Source organism: Variovorax paradoxus NBRC 15149 (assembly GCF_001591365.1).
Classification (GTDB): Bacteria; Pseudomonadota; Gammaproteobacteria; order Burkholderiales; family Burkholderiaceae_C; genus Variovorax; species Variovorax paradoxus.
In genome coordinates this window covers 14,439-35,400 of the sequence record NZ_BCUT01000005.1, presented here as the reverse complement: position 1 = coordinate 35,400, position 20,962 = coordinate 14,439, and the positions used below count along the sequence as shown (strand labels likewise).

Here is a 20,962-nt window from a genome sequence, read left to right as displayed (position 1 = left end):
TGAAGCCAGAGGGAGGTCTGTGCAGGAGTTCCATGAAACGATACTCGTCGTCTTGCGGCGCCCCCCGTCGATTGATTGGCCTCTTGGAGTAATGCCGAGGGGTGCAAAGAGTGCATCACCCTCCGAGATCGTGACGGAGTTTCTCCTACGAAGCATGGCGCAGTTGGCTCAGTTGACGCGCGACACCCCCAAGATCTAGCATCTTCGTCTCACCTGCCGCGGGCAGGTGTGGTCGCCTTTCAGAGGTGTTGAGGAGTCCGCATGGCAGCCCGTTCAATCGCGTCGCTCACGCTCAGCTTCGGCCTGGTTTCGATCCCGGTGCGCCTCTATTCCGCCACGGAGAGCTCCAGCGAGATCCGTTTCAACATGCTCACCAAGAGCGGCGAGCGTGTGAAGCAGCAGTACATCTCCGAGAAAACCCGCAAGGTGGTCGAGCGATCGGAAATGGTCAAGGGCTACGAGTTCGAGAAAGACCACTTCGTCCTCTTCACGCCTGAGGAATTGAAGGCCCTCGAGGAAGGCAGCAGCCACGTCATCGAGATCGTCGCCTTCGTTCCGATCAAGACCATCGACCCGGTGTTCTACGACAAGGCCTATCTGCTGGCCCCGGACAAGCGGGGCGGCAAGCCCTACGCATTGCTGGCCGAAGCAATGCGCAAGAGCGGCCGCTGCGCGCTGGCGAAGTGGGCATGGAAGGCCAAACAGCATGTGGTCCAGGTCCGCCCTGTCGAGGACGGCCTCATCCTGCAGCAGCTCCTGTACGCGGACGAGGTCCGCTCCCTGCAGGACCTGGACATCGAAAAGGTCACCGTCGCGCCGGCCGAGTTGCAGCTCGCGCTTCAACTCATCGACCAGATCTCCCAGGACACCTTCGATCCCACCCAGTTCGAGGACGAGGAGAAGCAACGGGTCCTTGCGGCCATCGACGAGAAGATCGCCGGCAAGCAGATCGTGGCCTCCGCCCATAGCGAGGATGCCGCCACCGGCCAGGTCATCGACCTGATGGACGCACTGAAGGCCAGCCTCGGCAGCAGGGCCGCTGCGTCCGCCGCTCGGTCGGGCAAGCCGACTGACAAGTCGACGCGAACCAACGTCACCCCGATGCTCGAGGCAAAGGAGCGCAAGTCGGCACGCCGGGCGCCGGCGAGGGCCCCGGCACCCGCACCTGCCCCGGCGCCGTCCCAAGCACGAGCGAAGAAGTGAACGCCAAGGCGGCGGAAGGCTACACCGTTCGGAAGGTCCAGCAGATGCTGGGCATCTCGAGGGCCATCATCGACCGGCTCGTGCGTGCAGGCTTCGTCTCGCCGACGCGCGGCCGCCGCAACGAGCATCGCTTCGCCTTCCAGGACGTCATGCTCTTGCGCACGGCATACGACCTCCAGCGAGCACACATTCCCCCTCGCAAGATCCTGCGGTCCCTGGAAAGTCTGAGGTCCTCCCTGCCCCGAGAGCTGCCTCTCACGGGGCTGCGAATTTCCGCCGTGGGCGAGGAGGTCGCCGTGCGAACCCGGGGCAGCACCTGGGAAGCGACCTCGGGGCAGATGCTGATGGATTTCGAAGTGACGTCGAACGACGGAGAGCTTGCGTTCATCGATCCGGTGAACGCCGCCAGCGCCGCCGACCCGTCGCCGGCGGATCTCGTGAACCTCGGTGCGTCGCTGGAAGAGACAGACCCGGTGGGCTCCGAGGCGGCATACAGGTCGGCCCTCGAGGGAGCACCGGATTTCGTGGACGCCATCCTGAACCTGGGCGCACTGCTGTGCGAGAACGGGCGTTGCGCCGAGGCGATTCAGCTGTACGAAGAAGCGCTTCCGGCCGTCTCAGCTTCGGCGCCCGTGCACTTCAACCACGCCATCGCGCTGGAAGATGCGGGCCAACTCACGGCCGCGGCGCAGGCCTACGCCCGCGCGCTCGAACTCGACCCGGGGTTGGCGGATGCCCACTACAACCTTGGGCGGCTGCACGAGCAGCTCGGGAATCCCCAGGCCGCCCTGCGGCATTTCAGCGCCTACAGGCGCCTGACGCGCGAGCCGTCGGCGCAAATGGATGACGAAGATGCCTAGCCGCCGCGGCTACCTGCCCTTGAGATGCTTTTCGACCGCTTCGGCACTGGTGCCGACGGCTTTCACCGCAGCCTTCAACTGTTCCGGTGTGACCTTGAGCTTTTTCGACCAATCCCGCAGCTCGTAGTCCTCGTTCACGTTGATCCGCGTGCGGTCCTGGCCGCCCGGTTTGCTCTTGTCGTCTGCCATATGGGTCTCCTGCTCATGGGCTGTTCGCCGACCACCAGGTCGACGGCGAGCCGCAAAGGTCCCTCGGCCGCCGCAAGCGCAACGCCGGACGGGGCCGAGTCCGGTTGGAAGGCAAGTCCCACAGCCGGATGCGCCGACGGCCGTCTCCAAGATCATCGGCACGTGCCCACAGTCCAGCAATGGCCGCCCGCGACACCACCGCCGATCCCCTCTCCCGGTACTGGGCCAAGCGGGACTTCGCGATCACCTCGGAGCCGCGCGGTCGGCGCGCCAAGCCCGGCAAAGCCCTGTCCTTCGTGATCCAGAAGCACGATGCGTCACGCCTGCACTACGATTTCCGGCTGGAACTCGACGGCGTCCTCGTCTCCTGGGCCGTGCCGAAGGGGCCGAGTTACGACCCTGCCGACAAGCGGATGGCGATTCACGTGGAGGACCACCCGCTGTCCTACGGCTCGTTCGAGGGGACCATTCCTCCGAAGCAGTACGGTGCGGGCACGGTCATCGTCTGGGACCACGGGACCTGGGAGCCCGTCGGCGATCCGCACGAGGGCCTGTCCAAAGGAAAACTGGTCTTCCGACTGCATGGCCAGAAGATGGAAGGGCTCTGGGAACTTGTGAAGATCGCCAAGGGCGGCGAGAAGCAGGAGCCCTGGCTGCTGTTCAAGAAGCGCGACGGGTTCGCTCGCACGAAGGCGGACTACGACGTCGTGTCCGCGCTGCCCGACAGCGTCATCGCGAAACCCTTGCGTACCGCGGCGCCGCCGGCGTCTGCACCACGCACCAAGCTCAAGACCGGCGCTCCCACGCCGACCTCGAAGAAAAGTGCCAAGGCGCAGGCTGCCGTTCCCGGCGCGAAGAAGGCGCCCATGCCGGCCACGATGTCGCCCCAGCTCGCGACACTCGCGTCCGGCGTGCCGGCTGTCGGCGAGTGGGTCTACGAGATCAAGTTCGACGGCTATCGCGTCATGGCCCGGATCCAGGCAGGCAAGGCCTCGCTCATCACCCGCGGCGGCCATGACTGGTCCGCCAAGATGCCGCGGCTGGTTCAGGAACTGGGGCAACTGGGCCTCAAGTCCGCCTGGCTCGACGGCGAGATCGTGGTGCTGAACGACGAGGGCCTGCCGAGTTTCAACGCCCTGCAAAAAGCCTTTGACCGCGGCGCGGGCAGCGACGCGATCGTGCTGTTCCTGTTTGACGTTCCGTACTTCGAAGGCTACGACCTGCGAGAGGTGGCGCTCGGCGCGCGGCGCCAGCTGCTGAAGGCGCTGCTGGACGAACGGGCGACGGAACACGTCCGGTACAGCGCCGATTTCGAATCCGACCCGTCCTCCATCCTCAGTTCGGCCTGCCAGATGAACCTCGAGGGCGTGATCGCCAAGCGCCTGGACGCGCCTTATGTGTCCAGGCGCTCGGAGACCTGGCTCAAGCTCAAGTGCAAGCAGCGCCAGGAGTTCGTGGTGTGCGGCTACACCGACCGGACCGACGGATCGCCGCAGATCGGCAGCCTCCTGCTTGGCGTGCATGGTCCGAACGGCGAGCTGGTTTCCGTCGGCAGCGTGGGCACGGGCTGGGATGCCACGGAGGCGCAGGGCCTCAAGCGCAAGCTCGCCAAGCTCGAAGTGCCCAAGCCGCCGTTCTCTGCCGGCGCCAGCAAGCCGGGCCGGTGGTCGAAACGGGTGGCCGGCAGCGAACGGTGGGTGAAGCCGGTCACCGTCGCCGAGGTCGAGTTCGCCGAGTGGACCCCCGAGGGGCAGATCCGGCATGCGTCGTACGTTTCCCTCCGTACCGACAAGCCCGCCAGCGCCATCGTGCGCGAGACGGCGAAGCAGATGGGCCCCGGACCGTCGAAGCCGGCCCGCAAGGCGGCGACGGGCAGCGTCAAGGTCAGCAACGCCGAGCGTGTCATCGACCCGAGCACGGGCCTCACGAAGCTCGACCTGGTGCGCTACTACGAATCGGTGGCCGAATGGATGCTGCCGCATCTCCAAGGCCGCCCCTGTTCGCTGGTCCGGGGACCCACGGGTATCCAAGGAGAGCTGTTCGTCCAGAAGCACGACGACAAGCTGAGCATCCCCGGCGTCAAGGCGCTCGACGAGAAGCTGTGGCCCGGGCACGCGGGGCTGCTCGAGGTGGGCACGGCGCAGGCGCTGGCGAATGCGGCGCAGATGAACGTCATCGAGTTCCACACGTGGAACTCGCTCGCCAGGAACATCGACCAGCCGGACCGGATGATCTTTGATTTGGACCCGGGCGAAGGCACGACCTGGCAGCATGTGCAGGAGGCCGCCACGCTCGTTCGCACGCTCCTCTCAGAGCTGGGCCTCGAGTGCTGGTTGAAGACAAGCGGCGGCAAAGGGCTCCACGTCGTCGTGCCCTTGGCGCCCAGACTCGGCTACGACACGGTCAGGGCGTTCTCGCAAGCGATCGTGCAGCATCTCGCGAAGGCCATACCGTCGCGGTTTGTCGCGAAGAGCGGCCCGTCCAATCGGGTCGGCAAGCTCTTCGTCGACTACTTGCGCAATGGGCACGGCGCGACGACAGCGGCCGCGTTCTCGGCGCGCGCCCGGCCCGGCCTTGGCGTTTCGGTTCCTGTGAGCTGGGAGGATCTCGCCACCCTGAAAAGCGGTGCGCAATGGACGATCGCCACCGCGCGCGAGCACCTGTCATTCCAGGCCAGTGACCCATGGGAGGGGTACTGGAAAGCCAAGCAGACGCTCACCAAGCCGATGAAGGTGCTTGGCTTCACAAAGAAGGTATGAACGCGCTGTGCCAACGCCCCGAACGTGGAACCACGAAACACACGAGGTCGTGATCGGCCCGAACTCGCGAAGATGCGCCGCGAGACGAAAGCACATGCAGCATCTCGCCAGGCGGTTCGCCGAGGGTCCGGCAGCATGCCGAGGCGGGCACCTTCGGCCTCATCGTGATTCCCTCAACCATCTCGCCACCGCTGGATCGAGAAGCCGAGTACAAGACAACTTGTTCGATGACGCTCGCAGCAGCCCCACCGCGTAGGATTGATGAAATCAGCCCGCAGCCCGCGGGCTTTCTTTCGCCTCGATTACGGGTTCGAGCGGAAGGTTGGCCTGCCGCGCGGCATCAGGCAACGGCAATTCCGAAATCTCGACCGCCTTCATGCCGACCGACTTCGCTGTGCTGCGCAGCCCGCCATCATTGGAGACGATCAAGTCGGCGTTGTGAACGCGCGCGATCGCGATGATCTGACGGTCGACCTTGATCTTTTGCCAGGGTTCAAGACGGCCGCCCTTCTTGTCTCCGGCGCCGATGGCACTCTTGTCCAGCAGCGAGCACTCAAATGCAGCGCGGCGATCAAATGCCCCGATCACGATGGACTTTTTCTTCTCGATCGCCGCCAGCCAATCTGCAGTTGCTTCGTCCGTCTTCACGAGATATTCAGCTAGGCTGGGCGTTGGAATGATCAACTTTCCGTTGGCCTTCGATACGGCTTCAAAGAGATGCGCAAGCCGAGATCGATCGTCGTCCACCTCGTCGCTTGAAGACCACGCAACGAGGCCGTTACTATCCAATACGACGATCAATCGAGCCCCCTGATCTTCTTCCACAGAGCATTGGCATCTGCAAAATCTTTCCAGCCATTGCCGGGGATGTCGGTAAGGCTCTGCATCGCTGTCGACGCATCGGCCTGCTCCAGTTCGTCAAAGGAGTCTCCGTAGACATTCAGGGGCTCCCACCGGCCGGCGGCGCTCCGACGCCACGTCCCATGCACGTGCACCCGAATCTCGGGCTTACGAAACTTTGAAGCCAGTTTGTCGGCGAGTTCGGCACTGCGAACGACGACGGTCACGACCACGCCGTCATGACGACGCAAGCGAACATGGGCCGTCTCATCCGCGCCAGCAATTCCAACGACCACTCCGTCAATGTCGCCGACATCGGAGATGATTTGGTCGCGCTCTGGCTGCGTGGGTTTTGTTCCGAGGAAGGTCAACAGGACCTCATTGGCCCGATCGACGAGCTGCCCCCGCCCACCATCCTCGGCCATCATCAGGTCGAGCTTCGCATAGGCCGAGTGGGCGACCGATCCAACGACGCAGGCGTGACGCAGCCGAACGTCAGTAATCTGTTTGCGGCCAGCGTCCACACGCGCGCGAAACAAAGCGCTGCCCTTGAACACGCCCGATGAAACTGGTCGTGCCTCATCCCCAATGAGCGCCGCGAGTTGTTGCATGTACTCGCCCACGCGCGCCAGCGGCAGGGTCTCCAGAGAGACTCCTTTCACCTGAAGCTCAAGGTCCCATTCGCGCGCACTCATAAGCGGAGTCTAGCCGTTCCAATAGCTTCGTCTATGCGGCCCGTGACACCTCAGCATCGCGCGCTGCACAGTCGCGCTGCACCGGTTCCAACCACCGCGCCGCCGCCTCGCTCGGCGTCATGGAGCGGAAGCGCGGATCGCTCCACAAGTCAGCCGCCACATCTTCGAGCTGCTCAGGGTCGACCGTCCGCCACCGCCTCTGTAACAGGTGCGCGCAGGCGGCAATCCAGATGTCTGCAGGCGGCTCTTCCATATGACAATTGTATTCATGTGCTGTATATTTGTACAGTGTCGCGCCGCACCAAGTTCGGCGTGGGAGCCTCTACACTGATACGAACCCCTTGTAAGGAAATCATGAGCGCATGGCCTGAGTTCCTAGCGAACAAACCTGTGAACACGCGCGCCGAACTTGGCGCCTACGAATATCTCTGGCAACAACCCAGCTCGAACACGAAGCGCCTAGCTCAACTGTTCGAATCTCATCCCGGAAGCCTGCCATCGGACCTTGTTGATGAGGATGTCGCACAGCGCGTGGCTGGCGAAGTCGTCAAGCAGTTCGCCAAGCGAGGTATTAAACGATTTGGCGTTCGCATCAATGGCATGCACGACTACCCTGGCCGTCTCCGTGATGCAACTGAGCCTGTCGAGTTTCTATATTTCCTCGGCTCATGGGAACTCGCAGAAGCGCCTCGCCGGGTAGCTGTTGTCGGTACCCGGAAGGTGACAGCCGAGGGTGCGGCGCGGACGCGAAAGCTTGTCCGCGCGTTGGTAGAGCATGACTTCACCATCGTGTCCGGTTTGGCGCAGGGTGTTGACACCATTGCTCACCAAACAGCCATAGAACATGGCGGTCGCACCATCGCCGTCATCGGCACCCCTATCTCTGAGGTCTATCCAAAGGAGAACGCTGAGCTTCAGCGGCGCATTGCCGAGGAGTTTCTTGTCGTCAGTCAAGTGCCGGTCCTTCGGTACAAGGCTCAGGGTCCGAACGGAAACAGGCTGTTCTTCCCGGAACGCAACAAGACAATGTCCGCGTTGACGGAGGCAACCATCATCGTTGAGGCTAGCGAGACCTCTGGCACCTTGATTCAAGCTAAAGCCGCACTGGACCAAGGGCGCAAGCTGTTCATTCTCGAAAGCAACTTCAACAACTCCGCGATTACGTGGCCCGCCAGATTTGAGAAGCTTGGCGCCATCCGCGTGCGAGAGTTTGAAGACATAGCACGCCACCTCGCATGACAATGCCTCCACGCTTGGCGGTGGTCGGCGACCTTGAGCGCCCAGATCACTTTCACCTCCCGAAGGATGCCACCTGTTATTTCTGGGGCGAGTACACGCCGTACGAGCACACCAACGGGAAGAAATGGAATTTCTCTCCCACGAACCAGCTCGTCAGCAACTTCAAGAAAAAAATGGACCGCCGAGGTCAAGCTGACTGGAGGTACAAGCGGGCAGCGATCAATGAGATTGCAGTGGGCTTCTCTAAGTTCTGGAAGTGGGGCAATCTCCATGAACAATATCGCGTGGCGCTCTTCCCGATTCCCCCCTCAAAGGCGCGCAGCGATCCGATGTTCGACCCGCGCATGCTCGAAATGCTGACGGCGGTCGCGGGTCGTGCGCAGGTCAATCTCGATATTCGTGATTGCTTGACTTTCAGTGGCGCATATGCCGCGAGCCATGAGACTGATGACCGCCCGACCCCTGACGAACTGTATAACGAGTTGAGCTTTGACAACGCCGCGGGAAGGCCCGGTGATCCACCGGGGCTCATATTTCTCTTCGACGACATGCTGACCACAGGTGCTCACTACGTCGCTACGGCACGAAAGCTTGCCCAGGTATTCCCGGGCGTTCAAATCGTTGGCAACTTCATCGCACGTCGGATCGTGCCGAACCCGTTCGCAGAGTTCGACGACATCGATCTATAGGCACGGTGTGCGATCGTGGCCCGCAACTGCCGAACTGGTTGAATGCGCGATCGGCCGTCCAGGGCGAAGCGACGGCACATTCGCCGGAGCCTCATGTCAGCCCGCAGCCTCACAGTCGCTGCAATGCGTCCGTCAATCGCCTGAATGCCTCTGAGCGTCGAGTTGCTCAGGTGTCATGGCCTTCGTCTGCGCCCAACCGGTGAGATATTTTCTCAGTATCTGCGTCGCTTCGCTAAAGCACTCGCAAATCTCGATCCAGCTAAATTCCGGGAATCGAAGATCGGTGTCGGAAAGCAGGAACGACATCGTCGCAGCGTCCGAATTTTCGGCAAGGCTCGCCACTGAATCGATGATGTGAGAGCCAGAAAAGTGAATGTAGCCAGAGAGGTTGCCATACACGTTTTGGAGCCACGGATAGTTGCCCGAACGAAGTTCAACAAGGCGCTTGTCGGTCAGCCGCTGTCCGAGCCGATCCTTCATCTGATCGATTCGATCCCCGCGAAGCACCGCCATCGCAAAATCGTGTGGCTTCTGAACCTCCCATGCCGCGGAGAAGCGAAGGCCAGTGTCGATATGGGTGCGCAGCAACGTTCTTGCACAGATCATGTTCCAAGATTCGACCATCTGTCGAAACGCGCGCGCGGTGTTCAAATTTCGCTTGATCGCGCCGAGTGCCAGAAAGTCCAACGGAAACATCGGGGCACTCTTGCCATCGCCGCCAGATGAAAGCACCTGCTGACCCACTTTGACCATCAGGTCCGAGTCGCTCTCGATACCGGCAATCAAATCGAGCACGCTCGCCGCGTGCTGAGGCAATTGAGCTTCCATTTAACCTGCTTTCTTCATGCTGCTCGGGGTCAGCGCGGCGGCCAGTATCTCGCACCATCATTTGCAGCACCTCTCGCATGCACAATGTCGAGCACGGCGCAGGACGCGAGCCTAAAAGCCGCGAAAAAGTTCGCCCAGCGGCGTCTTGAGCGCAGCGCCAATGTCAGGATGGCATCTAGCGATGGATTGGCCCCGCCCGTCTCAATGCGCGACATGTAGGTCCGCGCGAAGCCGCACTTCTCCGCGAACTCTTCCTGGGAAAGCCCCGTCTCACGACGGAGGTCGCGAACACTGGGGCCGAATCTGATCCGAAGAGCTTTCACTGCGCGTGAGATTCGGGGGGCACATTGGCTGATTCTTGCGGCGCCGCTGCCCGATGTCACTCGGTGATTGGCCTCAGCCATTCGACTGCTGCACCCTCGGGAAGCATTTCTCGCAGCCGCTCGTCGCGCCACAGATCGCGCGCGACATCCTCCAGTTCAAGCGGGTCGACGGTATGCCACTGCTGCTGCAATCGATGCGCGCAGGCGGCAATCCAAAGGGTTGCGGGCACGTTTTCCATGGCCTTATTGTGCCCATATACTGTATATTTATCCAGTACAAACGTACTAAAGATCCGTGATGCCCGAGCCCTCCATTGAAGAAGAACTCGCCGAAATGGCGCGCCGGGCCGGCGAGCTCGCTGCGGGCGAGCCGTTGCGTCCGACGTTGCTGCTGTTCGCCGACATGGTGTCAGGCAGGTGCGCGCAGATCGGCGACCGCCGAAACCGCAAGCGAGCGATTGAGACCATCATGAGAGTGAAGATGAGACCCCGATACCGCGGCGGCACCCGGCTCAGCACACGGGAATTTGTCGATCAACCGTGGCTGTGCGGCGTGCTGACGCTCCAGATCATCGAAGGGCGGAAGCAGCTTGGATTGTGGGAGGCACGGCCAGGCGACCTGGCACCGCCCCTGGGCATCCTCTGGCGCCCCGAGGTGGTCGCCTGTGCATTCGACACTATCAGCTTCGCCGGCACCGAACAGATCGGCGGACGGTGGTGCTACCAGGTCTGGTATTGCGAGACTCGCAGTCGACCCTCCGCCCTCTCCCTCGAGCTGCTGCAGGCAGCCTCGACAATGAACCATGAGCCAAACTGAATTTTTCTCCGAACCCGCCACCATCCTGCGCATGCCGTCGTGGCTGGGCAGCCACGTGCACGAAGACCGCGAGCTGCCGCTGGCGCCCGGCGACTACAAGGTGACACCCGGCGACCGCTGGACCGTCACGTCGCTGAAGACCAATGAAGTCGTCTACAGTGGCATCGGCCCCGTGGAGATCCTGCGCGAGCGCGCCGCTGCCTGAGTCGACAACGATGGCGAATCTTTACCTCTCGATGACCGATGCGCGCATCAGGCACTGGAAGGCGAACGGCAACGCCTCCCCTCGAAAGTTTATTTTCACGCCGGCCGAGCACAAGGAATACCTGGAGAGCCGCGCTTGGGCATAGGCGGCCACAACGTCGACGGCAGCCTCCACATGGACGTGCCGGTCGAGATTTCCGAGGGCACGCCCGGCGCGATGGTGGCCGTCGACGGCACCGAGGTCTCGCTGCAGTGAGGGTGCTCCGCCCTCTTCTTCTGGCCGGCCTGCTGTCGCTGCCGGCACTGGCCCAGGCCGCCGAGCCGCGCACATGCCTGGTGGTCGGCGTCAGCGACGGCGACACCATCACCGCGCGCTGCGGCGCCGCGGGCAACTACGAGCAGATCAAGGTGCGCTTCAACGGCATCGACGCGCCCGAGAAGCGCCAGCCCTTCGGCCAGCGCGCGAAGGAGGCGCTGTCCGACCTGGTCTACATGAAGGAAGCCGCGCTCGACTGCCCGAAGTCCGACCGCTACGGCCGCAGCGTCTGCAAGGTGATGGTGGCGCCCGCCTCGGCGCCGCGTGGGCCCAAGACGCTCGATGCGGGCCTGGCCATGGTCACGCTCGGCATGGCCTGGTGGTATCGAACCTACGCCCGCGAGCAGACGCCGCAGGAGCGCGGGCAATTCGAGTTCGCGGAGGTCGAGGCGAAGGCCAAGCGCGCCGGCCTGTGGCGTGATGCCGAGCCCATGGCGCCGTGGGACTGGCGCAAGGCGCAACGCGAACACGCGCAATGAGCTAAATGCAGGCGGCGCGACGTGAAAGCCGCCTCGACGCAGCCGAGAATCGCCATCGTTGCGCCAAGCGGACGCCATTCATCGACGGCCGCTGCGCGCCCATTTGCGGTTGGAGTCGAGCGCCAGACGTCGTCCCTCCAGGCCCAGGCACTGCTTCAACCAACTCCTTGCGTGTTGCCATGCTGTTTCGCCTCGTCACGTAGTGCTCCCGTCGGACCATCCGACTGGTAGCAAGTTACGTGAGGCAACAGGTCGGCTCGGATAACAAATCCGACGAGTCAATGCGCCGGCCAAGATGAGTGTCGCCGTCCATTGCCTCGCTCCAGCGCTCGCCCACGATGATCGGCGTCGTGGTGACGTGCTTGGTCAGGCCGTTGCAGACGGTGGGCAGACCGCAGCATGGCTGTGCCGCCCAGAACAGCCTACTCTCGCAGCGTGAACACCACTGACAGGTAAGAGACCGGCTGGGTCTGAATGGCCTCGATCCCATGCAGTGCGGTCGCATCGAACAGCAGCGAGTCCCCTGCCCCCACCCCAACTGACTTGCCGCCATAGCGATAGGTGACCTCACCGGACAGGAAGTACAGGAACTTGAGACCTGGATGCTGGAAGGTCACGTAGGGATCGGCGCCCGGCAGCAGCGTGACCAGGTAGGGCTCGACGAACAGGTTGCCCGACAGGAGGTGGCCCAGCAGCTCGTAGCGGTAATCCGAAACGGCGCCGACTCGATCGACCAAGACACCATGTCCTGCACGCACATGGCAAAAGTCAGTGCGCCGCGCCTGATCACTGAAGAAGCGCGACGCCGGCACACCCAAACCATTCGCGAGACGCTCCAGCGTCTCCACCGAAGGCGAGACCAACCCGCGCTCGATGCGCGAGAGCATCGAGGCAGAAATCCCCGAGGCCTTGGCCAGTTCGCCGCCAGACACATCGGCCGCCATGCGCAGTGCCCTCACCTGAGCGCCGATGCGCGCTGCGGACAGGCTGCGCACGACAGGTGCCGGCTGCCGCGGCCGGACACGCGTCACCGATGTTGGCAAGCGCAACGGGTGAGCCGTTGGCAGAGGCGAAGTGATCTGTCGACGCGTCATTTGGATCCCATGGCAGAGGAGTCCCGAGAAAGGCCGAACCAGCATTTCTCCCTGTCATCCATGATAACGAAAAAAGGTCGAAATGGCCTTTCTCGAATTGCCTTCGAGCATCGGGTAGTGACACCGTCTATTCACCATCGCCGATACGAGGTGCTAAGAAAGCATCTGCGCTCCCTTCGGCGCTCTGCTGGCTTGACGCAGACAGAACTTGGAGTGCGGCTCAAAGTAGACCAGTCCCATGTATCCAAAGTCGAGCGAGGCGAACGGTATATGGACGTGCTGTTCTACCTGGACTGGTGTCGCGCTTGTAAACAGCATCCCGAGACCGCGATTACGGTGCTGGTCAAGGCTGGAGCCTAGCTGCGGCCGCCTTGAAGGCGGCACATCCGCAGAGCCTCCTCACATTCCTAATGGCGGCGAGTCGTCCGAGCGTACGTGTTCTTGTCGTGCCAACTTGAAATAGGAGCCACAAGTTCACGGGTTGGCCAGGCGCTGCAAATAGCCCAAATCGATAGCCTCGTAAATCGAGGCCTTGACCCAGGCACGCCCCTGCGCTGCATGGGCGTTCGCGTAGCCCCAAGCCGCAACGCGATGGGCGACCTCCCCGTCAGTCACCACGCCCGCGACTGCGCCAATCTCGCTGAGTTGTGGTGAGCGCACGGTTAACCGCTCGAGCCATCGCACCAAATGCCCCTTGCCGGCCAAAGAATCCGACTTGCTCCTATTGCACTGCGGATGTGCCAACACGAAGTTGTGTGCAAGGTCGCGCGGGTAGAGCGCGAACGGAACGAAGTGATCGACGTGGCCCTCGTGCAGCCCCTGACCGCAATAAAAGCACCGTGGACCATCCAACTTCCGCAGGCCGGCACCAATGATGGCTAGTGACTGTCGAGAGATACCAAAAAGAAAATCCTCCAGGTCCCCTGCATCCCCCAAAATTCCGTGATTTCGTCGATTGGCCTTGACGTGACCCACCCAGTGATTGCGGGCCAACTGTTGCACCAGAGGATGAAAGCGACGCAAGCAGTAAGCAACATTCGGCTTGAGCACCACGATGCCCCGACCCGGCCTCTCATAAATGAACGGGTCGGTGATGCCGCCGAAGTTCTGCAGGTAGGTCAGCGGCTGCGCCGACACAACGGCGGCAACCTTGGCCAGCAAGAGCCCATAGGCGACCTCACGCCGCGCCTGCTGAAGCGTCGTCGAACTCGATGTCGAACGAAACTCCTCAATGGCCGTGAGAACGGCTGCTTGCACTCCTAGATTCTGAACCAGCACTCCCGGCGTCGCGCGGGCCTGGCCCGTCCCAAAAGGCAGCGCATGCCGCCAATACAGCTGCACGAATCGCTCGGCGATCTGCCGGGTCGCCAATGACAGTTCGGCCCCGTCGTCAGCCCCCAACTCGACGGCAAGGTCCGAGAGCGCGATCAGCAGCGCAAACTTGTAGGTTGCCGTGAAATCGCCCTCGGCAAAAAGACGCTGCAGCTTCGTCAAGAACTCCAGTTGCTGGTCCGCAGATGGGGGTGCCCGAGCGATCAATCGCGCGAACTCCAGTAGTCTGCCTTGTCCGGAATCACCCACCGCACACCACCCCGCGGGTCAGACTGATCGTCCAGGTAGCGCGGAATGAGATGGATGTGAAGGTGCGGCACTGTCTGCCCCGCAGCGGCGCCATCATTGATTCCAATGTTGAATCCATCTGGGTGAAATTCGGTAGCTGCAGCGGCCTGGGCCTGATCCAGGAGTTCCAACAGTGCGGCGCGCTCCTGCGGGCTGGTTTCGAAGAAGGACCCGATGTGACGCTTGGGAATCACCAAACTATGCCCGGGCGAAACGGGAAAGCCGTCACGAATCCAGAGCGCATGGGCGTTCTGCCCCAAGACACGCTCAGCAGGCAAGCCGCAAAAGGGACAAGGCTTTTCAGTCATTGAAGATCACCCAACCAAACGCCGGAACGACGCTTGATAGTCAATGGGTTCCAGATGAACCTGGTCCGCCAGGCTGCCCTTGAGGATGTAGAGCTTCGGCTCTTCGCGGAACTGAAACACACGATAGAGATGAAACGCCTCTTCGGCTTCTGCGGCGAAGTCCAACTCATTGCGGCTGATGATGAAGGAGGAGGCGTGGCCACCGTTGGTGGTCTTGACCTCGATGAAGCGATGCTCGCCGGGCCGCTCATGCGAAAGGATGTCGTAGCCGATCCCGTCACCGAGACGGTCTGAAACCCAGTCCAACTGCTGGAACAGTTCCGGATGCCCCGCGTCTGCGAGCCGCCGCTGTTCGAACCCGATGACCCACTGTTCGCCGGCACGGCCAAGATTTCGATTCGCTTCGTCGCGCTGAGCCCAGTTCGTTTTGCGCGGGAACCTCACTTTGGGCCCTCGCCCGGCCACCTCCACCACGGTCTCAAGGTTCGGAGGTCCCACCAAGGAGGCGTGAAAAACCTGCTGGCCCGGCGTCTTGATCTCCTCCATCGCATCGACAACCTGGGACACCAGACCCGGTTGATCCACGACGAATTGCTGGACCGCCTGCCGCAACAGGAGTTGCGCGTTGCTACGAGGCTTATAGCCGCGGACAAAGGGCAGGTCGAGGTCGTGCAAGACGGCGCTGATGTTCTGGTACTTCAGCTCAACCGAACCTTTGCTACGCCCGCGCAAATGCTGGCGAAGCTGCGCATTGAACTCCGTCTTGGTGTAGCGCTGCTGCGCCGCTTCCAGACGGAGCATCTCGAAATAAGAAGTGACCGTGGCCTGCACCTCGTCCGAGGTCCAGTCCTCGCCGATGCGCACGACCTCGAAGCCGAGGCGCTGCAGCTTGGGAACGACCGTGGCCTCACCGCCGGAAAAGTCCGCAGGTTTAAGCGGGCCCTCGTCGGGAAATTGATGGCCGAAAGCGGCTCCCACGATGGCTTTGGAATCGCACAACTGTCCGGTCTTCCCATCGCGAACCAGAAAATCGCGCGACTTTCCAAACCCGTATCGCGTCAGAAACGCCGTCCGACCGACGCGGGAAAACTCGTCCAGTGCAGCTTGAATGGCAGCGGGACTTTGGAGGCGCAAAAGTTCAACAGCCATCAGCGTTTGGGAAGAGCCGCCTCAGCGGGATAAATACCGACCGACCAAGATGGTCACGTGGCAGACATCCTGCCAGCCTGGAAGCAACACTTTATGTTACAACGTCTTACTCTCACCTGCTGCTGATCGCTGGCCTTCATTGGAAACGCCTGTCCTCGACTCCTTGCATGCACGTGCTCGGCGCATCGCTGCCGAGGGTCGAATTGTTTCCGTCGACGTGGAGGCCCATCCGGAAAAGGGCAACCAGATCTTTGCTGTCGGCGCAGTCCGATCTGACAGCGCAGATACCTACCGCAGCACCTGTTCTCCTGGCAAAGCAGCCGCGGTGGCGGTAGCCCTCAACAGTTTTTCCCGGGACGGCCAGGTTCTTCTGGGCCACAACATCAGGCGCCACGACATCCCTCTGATGCGCGCCCAGTTGCCGCATCTGGAGTGCCTGCACTGGCCGGTGCTGGACACGCTGGAGCTGTCCGCCCTCGCCTTCCCGAGCAACCCCTATCACCGGCTGGTGAAGGGGTACAAGCTGCTCTCGGACGAACGCAACAACCCGACCAAGGACGCCCGGATCGCGCTCAACGTGTTCAAAGAGGCCGTCGAAGCGCTGCTGGAGACGAACGAGCAGGAGCCTTGGTGGCTGGCGTTGCTGCACTTTCTGCTTCGCAACGACGAGAGCATGGCGACGCTATTAGCACAAGTGCGTGAGGAGACCGCTCCCGCTGGCGAGGCGGTCGGGCCGATCGTTGCCAGCCGTTTTGCGGGTCGCTGCTGCGCCACCCGTTTGCAAACGCTGGTCGCCGACGTCGCGACTTCCTTCGATGGCCACGATCCTTGGTCGATCGCGTTCGCCCTGGGCTGGATCCGTGTCTCGGGAGGAAACTCGATCCTTCCTCACTGGGTCTTCCACGAACTGCCCGCCGTCAGGCAATTGATCGCCGAGCTGCGGGAGATCGACTGCGGTCAGCCTGAATGCCCATATTGCCGCCAGAACCACAACCCTGAAGTGCTGCTGTCCTCTCTGTTCGGCAAGCCCAGCTTCCGGGCGCACCCGACAACCGCCGATGGCTCATCGCTGCAACGCGCGATCGTCAGTGCCGGACTGGCACGCGAGAGCCTGTTGGCCGTCCTGCCCACCGGCGGCGGCAAATCCATCTGCTACCAGCTCCCCGCTCTTGTCCATTACCGCCGCTCAGGGCGGCTGACCGTCGTCATCTCTCCGCTGCAGTCGCTCATGCGAGACCAGGTGGACAACCTGATGAAAGCCGACATCCAGTGCGCTGCAACCGTCAACGGGATGCTCACCCCACTGGAACGACGAGATGTGCTGGACCGCATCCGCCGGGGCGACATCGGCATCGTGCTCGTCTCACCCGAGCAATTCAGAAGCAAAACTTTCGTCGAAGCCATCCGCATGCGGGAAATCGCGGCCTGGGTTTTCGACGAAGCCCACTGTCTCTCCAAGTGGGGACACGACTTCCGCACGGACTATCTGTACGTCTCGCGCTTCATCCGGGAGCAGTTTCCCGGTCAGGCGCCGATCGCCTGTTTCACCGCCACCGCCAAGCCGGACGTCATCGACGACCTGTGCGACCACTTCCGGGAAGCCCTTCAGATCAAACTGAAGACCTTCCTCGGCGGCCACGAGCGCACCAACCTGTCCTATGCCGTGGTGCCGACCTCGGGCGGCGAGAAGCCGCAGCGCATCGTGGAACTGCTGCGCGACGGCCTGCGACGAGACGATGCCGCCGTGGTCTTCTGCGCCACGCGCAAGAGCGCCGAGACCATCGCACAGATTGTCGCCCAACAGGGCATTGCATGCGGCTGCTACCACGGCGGGCTCGCCGCCGATCTGCGCAAGGAAACTCAGCGCCGTTTCCTCGACGGCGAGTTGCAGGTGATCGCCGCCACGAACGCGTTCGGCATGGGTGTGGACAAGCCCAACGTTCGGCTGGTGATCCATGCCGACATTCCCGGCTCCCTGGAGAACTACCTCCAGGAAGCTGGAAGAGCCGGGCGCGATGGGGACGAAGCCAAATGCGTCCTGCTGTTCGACCCCAAGGACGTGGAAACCCAGTTCCGCCTGTCCTCCACCTCCCAGCTGTCGCAGCGGGATTTCATCGGGCTGCTGCGTGCCTTGCGCTTCCAGGCCAAGAAGCTGGGAAAAGACGAGATCGTCATCTCGGCGAAAGAGCTGCTCGCGCAAAGCGTCGGGACCGGCATCGAGATCGACGCCCCTGACGCTTCCACCAAGGTCACCACGGCGCTGTCGTGGCTTGAGCGCTATGGTTTCCTGAAGCGCAACGAGAACGCCACCAAGGTCTTCCCTGCCAGTCTTCGGGTGGCCTCGCTGCAGGAAGCCAAGGAGCGCATCGACAAGGCGGATCTTTCCGCCAGCGTTCAGCAGAAATTCCTCGCTGTCGCCACAGCCCTGTTCCGCTCCGACACGCCCGAGGGACTGAGCACCGACGAGCTCATGCTCGACGCGGGCATCCGACCGGAGGAATGCTTTCGCATCGTTCACCAGTTGGCCAAGCTGGGCATCCTGGTGAATGACCTCGGACTGACGGTGCGCCTGATGCGTGGCGTGAGGGGCGCGTCTGCATCCCGCCTGGAGTATTTGAGCGCCATGGAGAAGGCGCTCATCGAGCTCATGGCCGAAAACGCCCCGGACGCGGATCAAGACGAAGCGCAACAACACCTGAACCTGCGAGCGGTCTGCACGGAGTTGCGCGATCGCCTAAAGCTCGACGACGAAAAGGGGCAACTCGACCCCACTCAGGTCCGGGCATGCTTGCGGTCCATGGCCGACGGTTTCGGCTCCGGCAACGACAAGCGCAGCATGATCCAGCTGCAGTCGCTGGGCGAGGACACCCTGCGCGTCACCTTGCGTCGGCCTTGGCCCCAGATTCGCAGGATCTGCGAACTGCGCCGTGCCGTCGCCCAAGTCACGCTCACGCGGCTGCTTGCAGAGGTGCCCGACGGCGTCAAAGGCGCATGCCTGGTGGAGTGCAAGGCCCAGGCACTGATCGACGCACTTAGCGACGATTTGGTTCTGAGGACCCAGCTGCGCGAGCCCGACGTGGCGCTGGAGAATGCGCTGCTCTACCTCCACCAGACGCGTGTGCTCGAACTGGACAAAGGCAGGTCCGTCTTCCGCTCTGCGATGACCATCCAGATGGACGAGGACACCGCCAGGCGGTTCAATCAAGCATCGTTTGCGCCGCTGGAAGAGTTCTACAAGGAACGGACGCTGCAGACGCACGTCATGCACGAGTACGCGAAGCTGGGCGCGGAAGATCCCGCGAAAGCGCTTGCGCTGGTCAAGGCCTACTTCACCCTGCCTCACAAGCAGTTCATCAAGGAATTCTTCCGCGGGCGCACGGACCTCCTGGAGCGCAAGACCACCGACGAGTCGTACCAGCGCATTGTCGATGACCTGCAGCACCCCGTGCAGCAAGCCCTGGTCACGCAGCCGCGGACAGGCAATCATCTCGTCTTGGCGGGTCCAGGGTCCGGCAAGACGCGGGTGATCGTCCACCGCATCGCCTACTTGCTGCGCGTACTGCGCGTGAATCCGGGACGCATCATCGCGCTGGCCTACAACCGAGGTGCGGCCATCCAGCTGCGCCGCCGACTGATGGCGATCGCCGGAGACGATGCGCGCGGCGTGCTGGTCATGACCTACCACGCGATGGCGCTGCGCTTGACCGGAACCAGCCTCGCCGGGGCGGAGCGCACCTCCAGCAGTGTCGACTTCAGGAAGATGCTCCAGGACGCCATCGATTTGCTCGAAGGCAAGAGCTCGGCCCTGATCGATGCGGACGAAGTCCGCGATCGCCTGCTGCAGGGCTACGAATACATCTTCGTTGACGAGTACCAGGACATCGACGAACAGCAGTACGCGCTGGTCAGCGCCCTCGCCGGCCGCCGGCGATCAGACGCCGACACCAAGCTGAGCATCATGGCCGTGGGAGACGATGACCAGAACATCTACTCCTTCAAGGGCGCGAACATCGAGTTCATCCGGCGCTTCCGGGCCGACTATGAAGGGGAACTCACCTACCTGGTCGAGAACTTCCGTTCCACCCAGAACATCATCTCGGCCGCGAACCATGTGATCCAGCGCGGTGCCAATCGCATGAAGGTCGATCACCCGATCCGGATTGACGCTCGGCGCAAGGACGATCCACCAGGCGGACGCTGGGCCGCGATCGACCAGGAAAGCCGCGGCGCGGTACGGTTGATCACCAGTCCGGCAGACCCGAACCTTCAGGTCCAACTGGTCCACGCGGAGATCGAGCGCCTCCGGCGCCTCGATCCGACGGTCAAGCTCTCGGAGATCGCGGTGCTTTGCCGCACACACGCCCCGCTGGAAAAGATGAGGGTCATTTGCGATGTCGAAGGCCTGCCCTGCGAGATCACCGGCCCGGAGGCGTCCAAAGGACAGATCGCGCTGATGCGGACGCGCGAAGGCTGGGCATTGGCCCAGGCACTGAGGCGGCGACAGCTGCGCATGGTGCGACTCGGCGCGCTGCGCAGATCCCTGAGCCATCTGCAGCGCGCCCAGCCCCGAAACGCCGCGTTGCTGGATCTCCTCGATATCGTCGATGACGTCGCCGCCACGCTGCAGGCAGGCGTCGTTCCAGCCACCGAGGCGCTCGACCTGTTCTATGAAGCCGCGGGCGAAATGCGACGGGATGGCCGCGAGAGCGCCATCAAGCTGATGACTGCACACGGCGCCAAGGGCCTGGAGTTCGACCACGTGATCGTGATGGACTGCGCCGACTGGCGTTGGGATGAAGAAGATGAGCGGCGGCTCCTCTATGTGGCGATGACGCGCGCTCGTCAATCGTTGACCCTGATGCGCGCAGAGGGTGGACGCAATCCCTATCTCGTAGACCTTGGGACCGTGAACGGCGTCCATGACCAGCTGCCACGAGCCCGCCCACAGCATCGAGCGGATCTGGAACGCCGCTACGTCATGCTCGGCCCGACCAGCATGGACATTGGATTTGCTGGAAGGAAGGCGCCAGCCCAACTCATTCACCGGGCAATCGGCGCCCTAAAGACCGGCGATTCCGTCGAAGTGAGAGGCCGATTCATCCTTTCAACCTCCGGTCAGATCGTTGGTCGACTGGCCGCAAGCGTCGATGACGCCGCCCTTCAGCGAGGGACCGCATATGTCGTAGCCATAATGGTGCGGACACGATCCCAAACACCCGAAGAATACTGGCCATCCTTGCAGGTAGATCACTGGGAAACACCGCTTGCAGAGGTCGTGCTCGGCGCTGGCGACGACTCGCCCAGATAGAACAGTTGTCCACGCAGGCGCGCGTAATGTCTACGCGCCGCT

General features: G+C 62.5%; 20 protein-coding genes. 10 read left to right on the top strand and 10 right to left on the bottom strand.

Annotated elements, in window-relative coordinates; translation table 11 throughout:
- Positions 1–261: 261 nt before the first annotated feature.
- On the top strand, positions 262–1,203 hold the full coding sequence (gene ku / locus VPA02S_RS20560; RefSeq protein ID WP_062365448.1) for a non-homologous end joining protein Ku: 942 nt from the start codon (positions 262–264) through the stop codon (positions 1,201–1,203).
- Complete coding sequence (locus VPA02S_RS20555) at positions 1,200–2,063, top strand: tetratricopeptide repeat protein (RefSeq protein ID WP_244883693.1); 864 nt, start codon at positions 1,200–1,202, stop codon at positions 2,061–2,063. The genes ku and VPA02S_RS20555 overlap by 4 nt, the downstream gene beginning before the upstream one ends.
- Positions 2,064–2,072: 9 nt before the next feature.
- On the opposite strand, the gene VPA02S_RS20550 is transcribed toward VPA02S_RS20555, so the two are convergent.
- Complete coding sequence (locus VPA02S_RS20550) at positions 2,073–2,252, bottom strand: DUF3606 domain-containing protein (RefSeq protein WP_062365447.1); 180 nt, start codon at positions 2,250–2,252, stop codon at positions 2,073–2,075.
- Positions 2,253–2,431: 179 nt separating this feature from the next.
- On the opposite strand from VPA02S_RS20550, the gene ligD reads away from it, so the two are divergent.
- On the top strand, positions 2,432–5,011 hold the full coding sequence (gene ligD, locus VPA02S_RS20545; RefSeq protein ID WP_062365446.1) for a DNA ligase D: 2,580 nt from the start codon (positions 2,432–2,434) through the stop codon (positions 5,009–5,011).
- 267 nt (positions 5,012–5,278) lie between these two features.
- Here ligD and VPA02S_RS20540 read toward each other — a convergent pair whose 3' ends face one another.
- Both VPA02S_RS20540 and VPA02S_RS20535 read right to left on the bottom strand, forming a co-directional pair.
- Positions 5,279–5,812, bottom strand: a complete 534-nt coding sequence (locus VPA02S_RS20540) for a type II toxin-antitoxin system VapC family toxin (protein WP_155736625.1) — start codon at positions 5,810–5,812, stop codon at positions 5,279–5,281.
- Positions 5,809–6,546 (bottom strand): hypothetical protein, encoded by a 738-nt coding sequence (locus tag VPA02S_RS20535; protein WP_062365444.1) that lies wholly within the window; start codon positions 6,544–6,546, stop codon positions 5,809–5,811. Before VPA02S_RS20535 ends, VPA02S_RS20540 begins: the two co-directional genes overlap by 4 nt.
- 354 nt (positions 6,547–6,900) lie before the next feature.
- On the opposite strand from VPA02S_RS20535, the gene VPA02S_RS20525 reads away from it, so the two are divergent.
- Together VPA02S_RS20525 and VPA02S_RS20520 are read left to right on the top strand one after the other, a co-directional pair.
- The gene (locus tag VPA02S_RS20525) at positions 6,901–7,785 is read left to right on the top strand and encodes a DNA-processing protein DprA (protein ID WP_062365442.1); all 885 of its coding nucleotides are present in this window, start codon (positions 6,901–6,903) and stop codon (positions 7,783–7,785) included.
- Positions 7,782–8,474: a hypothetical protein gene (locus tag VPA02S_RS20520; RefSeq protein WP_155736624.1), complete on the top strand. Its 693-nt coding sequence runs from the start codon at positions 7,782–7,784 to the stop codon at positions 8,472–8,474. Before VPA02S_RS20525 ends, VPA02S_RS20520 begins: the two co-directional genes overlap by 4 nt.
- 132 nt (positions 8,475–8,606) lie before the next feature.
- Here the strand turns inward: VPA02S_RS20520 and VPA02S_RS20515 are convergent, their stop codons facing one another.
- The 3 genes from VPA02S_RS20515 to VPA02S_RS20510 are packed head-to-tail and all read right to left on the bottom strand — an operon-like array spanning position 8,607 to position 9,864.
- Positions 8,607–9,302, bottom strand: a complete 696-nt coding sequence (locus tag VPA02S_RS20515; protein ID WP_062365440.1) for a hypothetical protein — start codon at positions 9,300–9,302, stop codon at positions 8,607–8,609.
- Between the two features lie 29 nt (positions 9,303–9,331).
- Positions 9,332–9,706, bottom strand: coding sequence for a helix-turn-helix domain-containing protein (locus VPA02S_RS31470; RefSeq protein ID WP_081247626.1), 375 nt, complete (start codon positions 9,704–9,706; stop codon positions 9,332–9,334).
- Positions 9,682–9,864 carry a hypothetical protein gene (locus tag VPA02S_RS20510; protein ID WP_062365439.1) on the bottom strand — a complete coding sequence of 61 codons (183 nt, stop codon included), beginning with the start codon at positions 9,862–9,864 and terminating at the stop codon, positions 9,682–9,684. The genes VPA02S_RS31470 and VPA02S_RS20510 overlap by 25 nt, the downstream gene beginning before the upstream one ends.
- A 59-nt stretch (positions 9,865–9,923) precedes the next feature.
- On the opposite strand from VPA02S_RS20510, the gene VPA02S_RS20505 reads away from it, so the two are divergent.
- The 3 genes from VPA02S_RS20505 to VPA02S_RS20490 all read left to right on the top strand — a co-directional run bounded on the left by VPA02S_RS20505 (position 9,924) and on the right by VPA02S_RS20490 (position 11,441).
- On the top strand, positions 9,924–10,442 hold the full coding sequence (locus VPA02S_RS20505; RefSeq protein WP_244883691.1) for a hypothetical protein: 519 nt from the start codon (positions 9,924–9,926) through the stop codon (positions 10,440–10,442).
- Positions 10,429–10,647: a hypothetical protein gene (locus VPA02S_RS20500; RefSeq protein WP_062365438.1), complete on the top strand. Its 219-nt coding sequence runs from the start codon at positions 10,429–10,431 to the stop codon at positions 10,645–10,647. Before VPA02S_RS20505 ends, VPA02S_RS20500 begins: the two co-directional genes overlap by 14 nt.
- Positions 10,648–10,898: 251 nt before the next feature.
- Positions 10,899–11,441 carry a thermonuclease family protein gene (locus VPA02S_RS20490; RefSeq protein WP_081247607.1) on the top strand — a complete coding sequence of 181 codons (543 nt, stop codon included), beginning with the start codon at positions 10,899–10,901 and terminating at the stop codon, positions 11,439–11,441.
- Between the two features lie 422 nt (positions 11,442–11,863).
- Here VPA02S_RS20490 and VPA02S_RS20485 read toward each other — a convergent pair whose 3' ends face one another.
- Complete coding sequence (locus tag VPA02S_RS20485) at positions 11,864–12,436, bottom strand: helix-turn-helix domain-containing protein (RefSeq protein WP_062365437.1); 573 nt, start codon at positions 12,434–12,436, stop codon at positions 11,864–11,866.
- A 216-nt stretch (positions 12,437–12,652) separates the two neighbouring features.
- On the opposite strand from VPA02S_RS20485, the gene VPA02S_RS31465 reads away from it, so the two are divergent.
- Positions 12,653–12,895 carry a helix-turn-helix domain-containing protein gene (locus VPA02S_RS31465; protein ID WP_081247606.1) on the top strand — a complete coding sequence of 81 codons (243 nt, stop codon included), beginning with the start codon at positions 12,653–12,655 and terminating at the stop codon, positions 12,893–12,895.
- 114 nt (positions 12,896–13,009) lie between these two features.
- On the opposite strand, the gene VPA02S_RS20480 is transcribed toward VPA02S_RS31465, so the two are convergent.
- The 3 genes from VPA02S_RS20480 to VPA02S_RS20470 are packed head-to-tail and all read right to left on the bottom strand — an operon-like array spanning position 13,010 to position 15,612.
- Positions 13,010–14,074, bottom strand: a complete 1,065-nt coding sequence (locus VPA02S_RS20480) for an HNH endonuclease (RefSeq protein ID WP_062365436.1) — start codon at positions 14,072–14,074, stop codon at positions 13,010–13,012.
- On the bottom strand, positions 14,071–14,463 hold the full coding sequence (locus VPA02S_RS20475) for an HIT family protein (protein WP_015867330.1): 393 nt from the start codon (positions 14,461–14,463) through the stop codon (positions 14,071–14,073). Before VPA02S_RS20475 ends, VPA02S_RS20480 begins: the two co-directional genes overlap by 4 nt.
- A gap of 6 nt (positions 14,464–14,469) precedes the next feature.
- On the bottom strand, positions 14,470–15,612 hold the full coding sequence (locus VPA02S_RS20470) for a protein NO VEIN domain-containing protein (RefSeq protein WP_062365435.1): 1,143 nt from the start codon (positions 15,610–15,612) through the stop codon (positions 14,470–14,472).
- A 139-nt stretch (positions 15,613–15,751) separates the two neighbouring features.
- On the opposite strand from VPA02S_RS20470, the gene VPA02S_RS20465 reads away from it, so the two are divergent.
- Positions 15,752–20,920 (top strand): RecQ family ATP-dependent DNA helicase, encoded by a 5,169-nt coding sequence (locus tag VPA02S_RS20465; RefSeq protein WP_244883687.1) that lies wholly within the window; start codon positions 15,752–15,754, stop codon positions 20,918–20,920.
- The last annotated feature ends 42 nt before the right edge of the window (positions 20,921–20,962 follow it).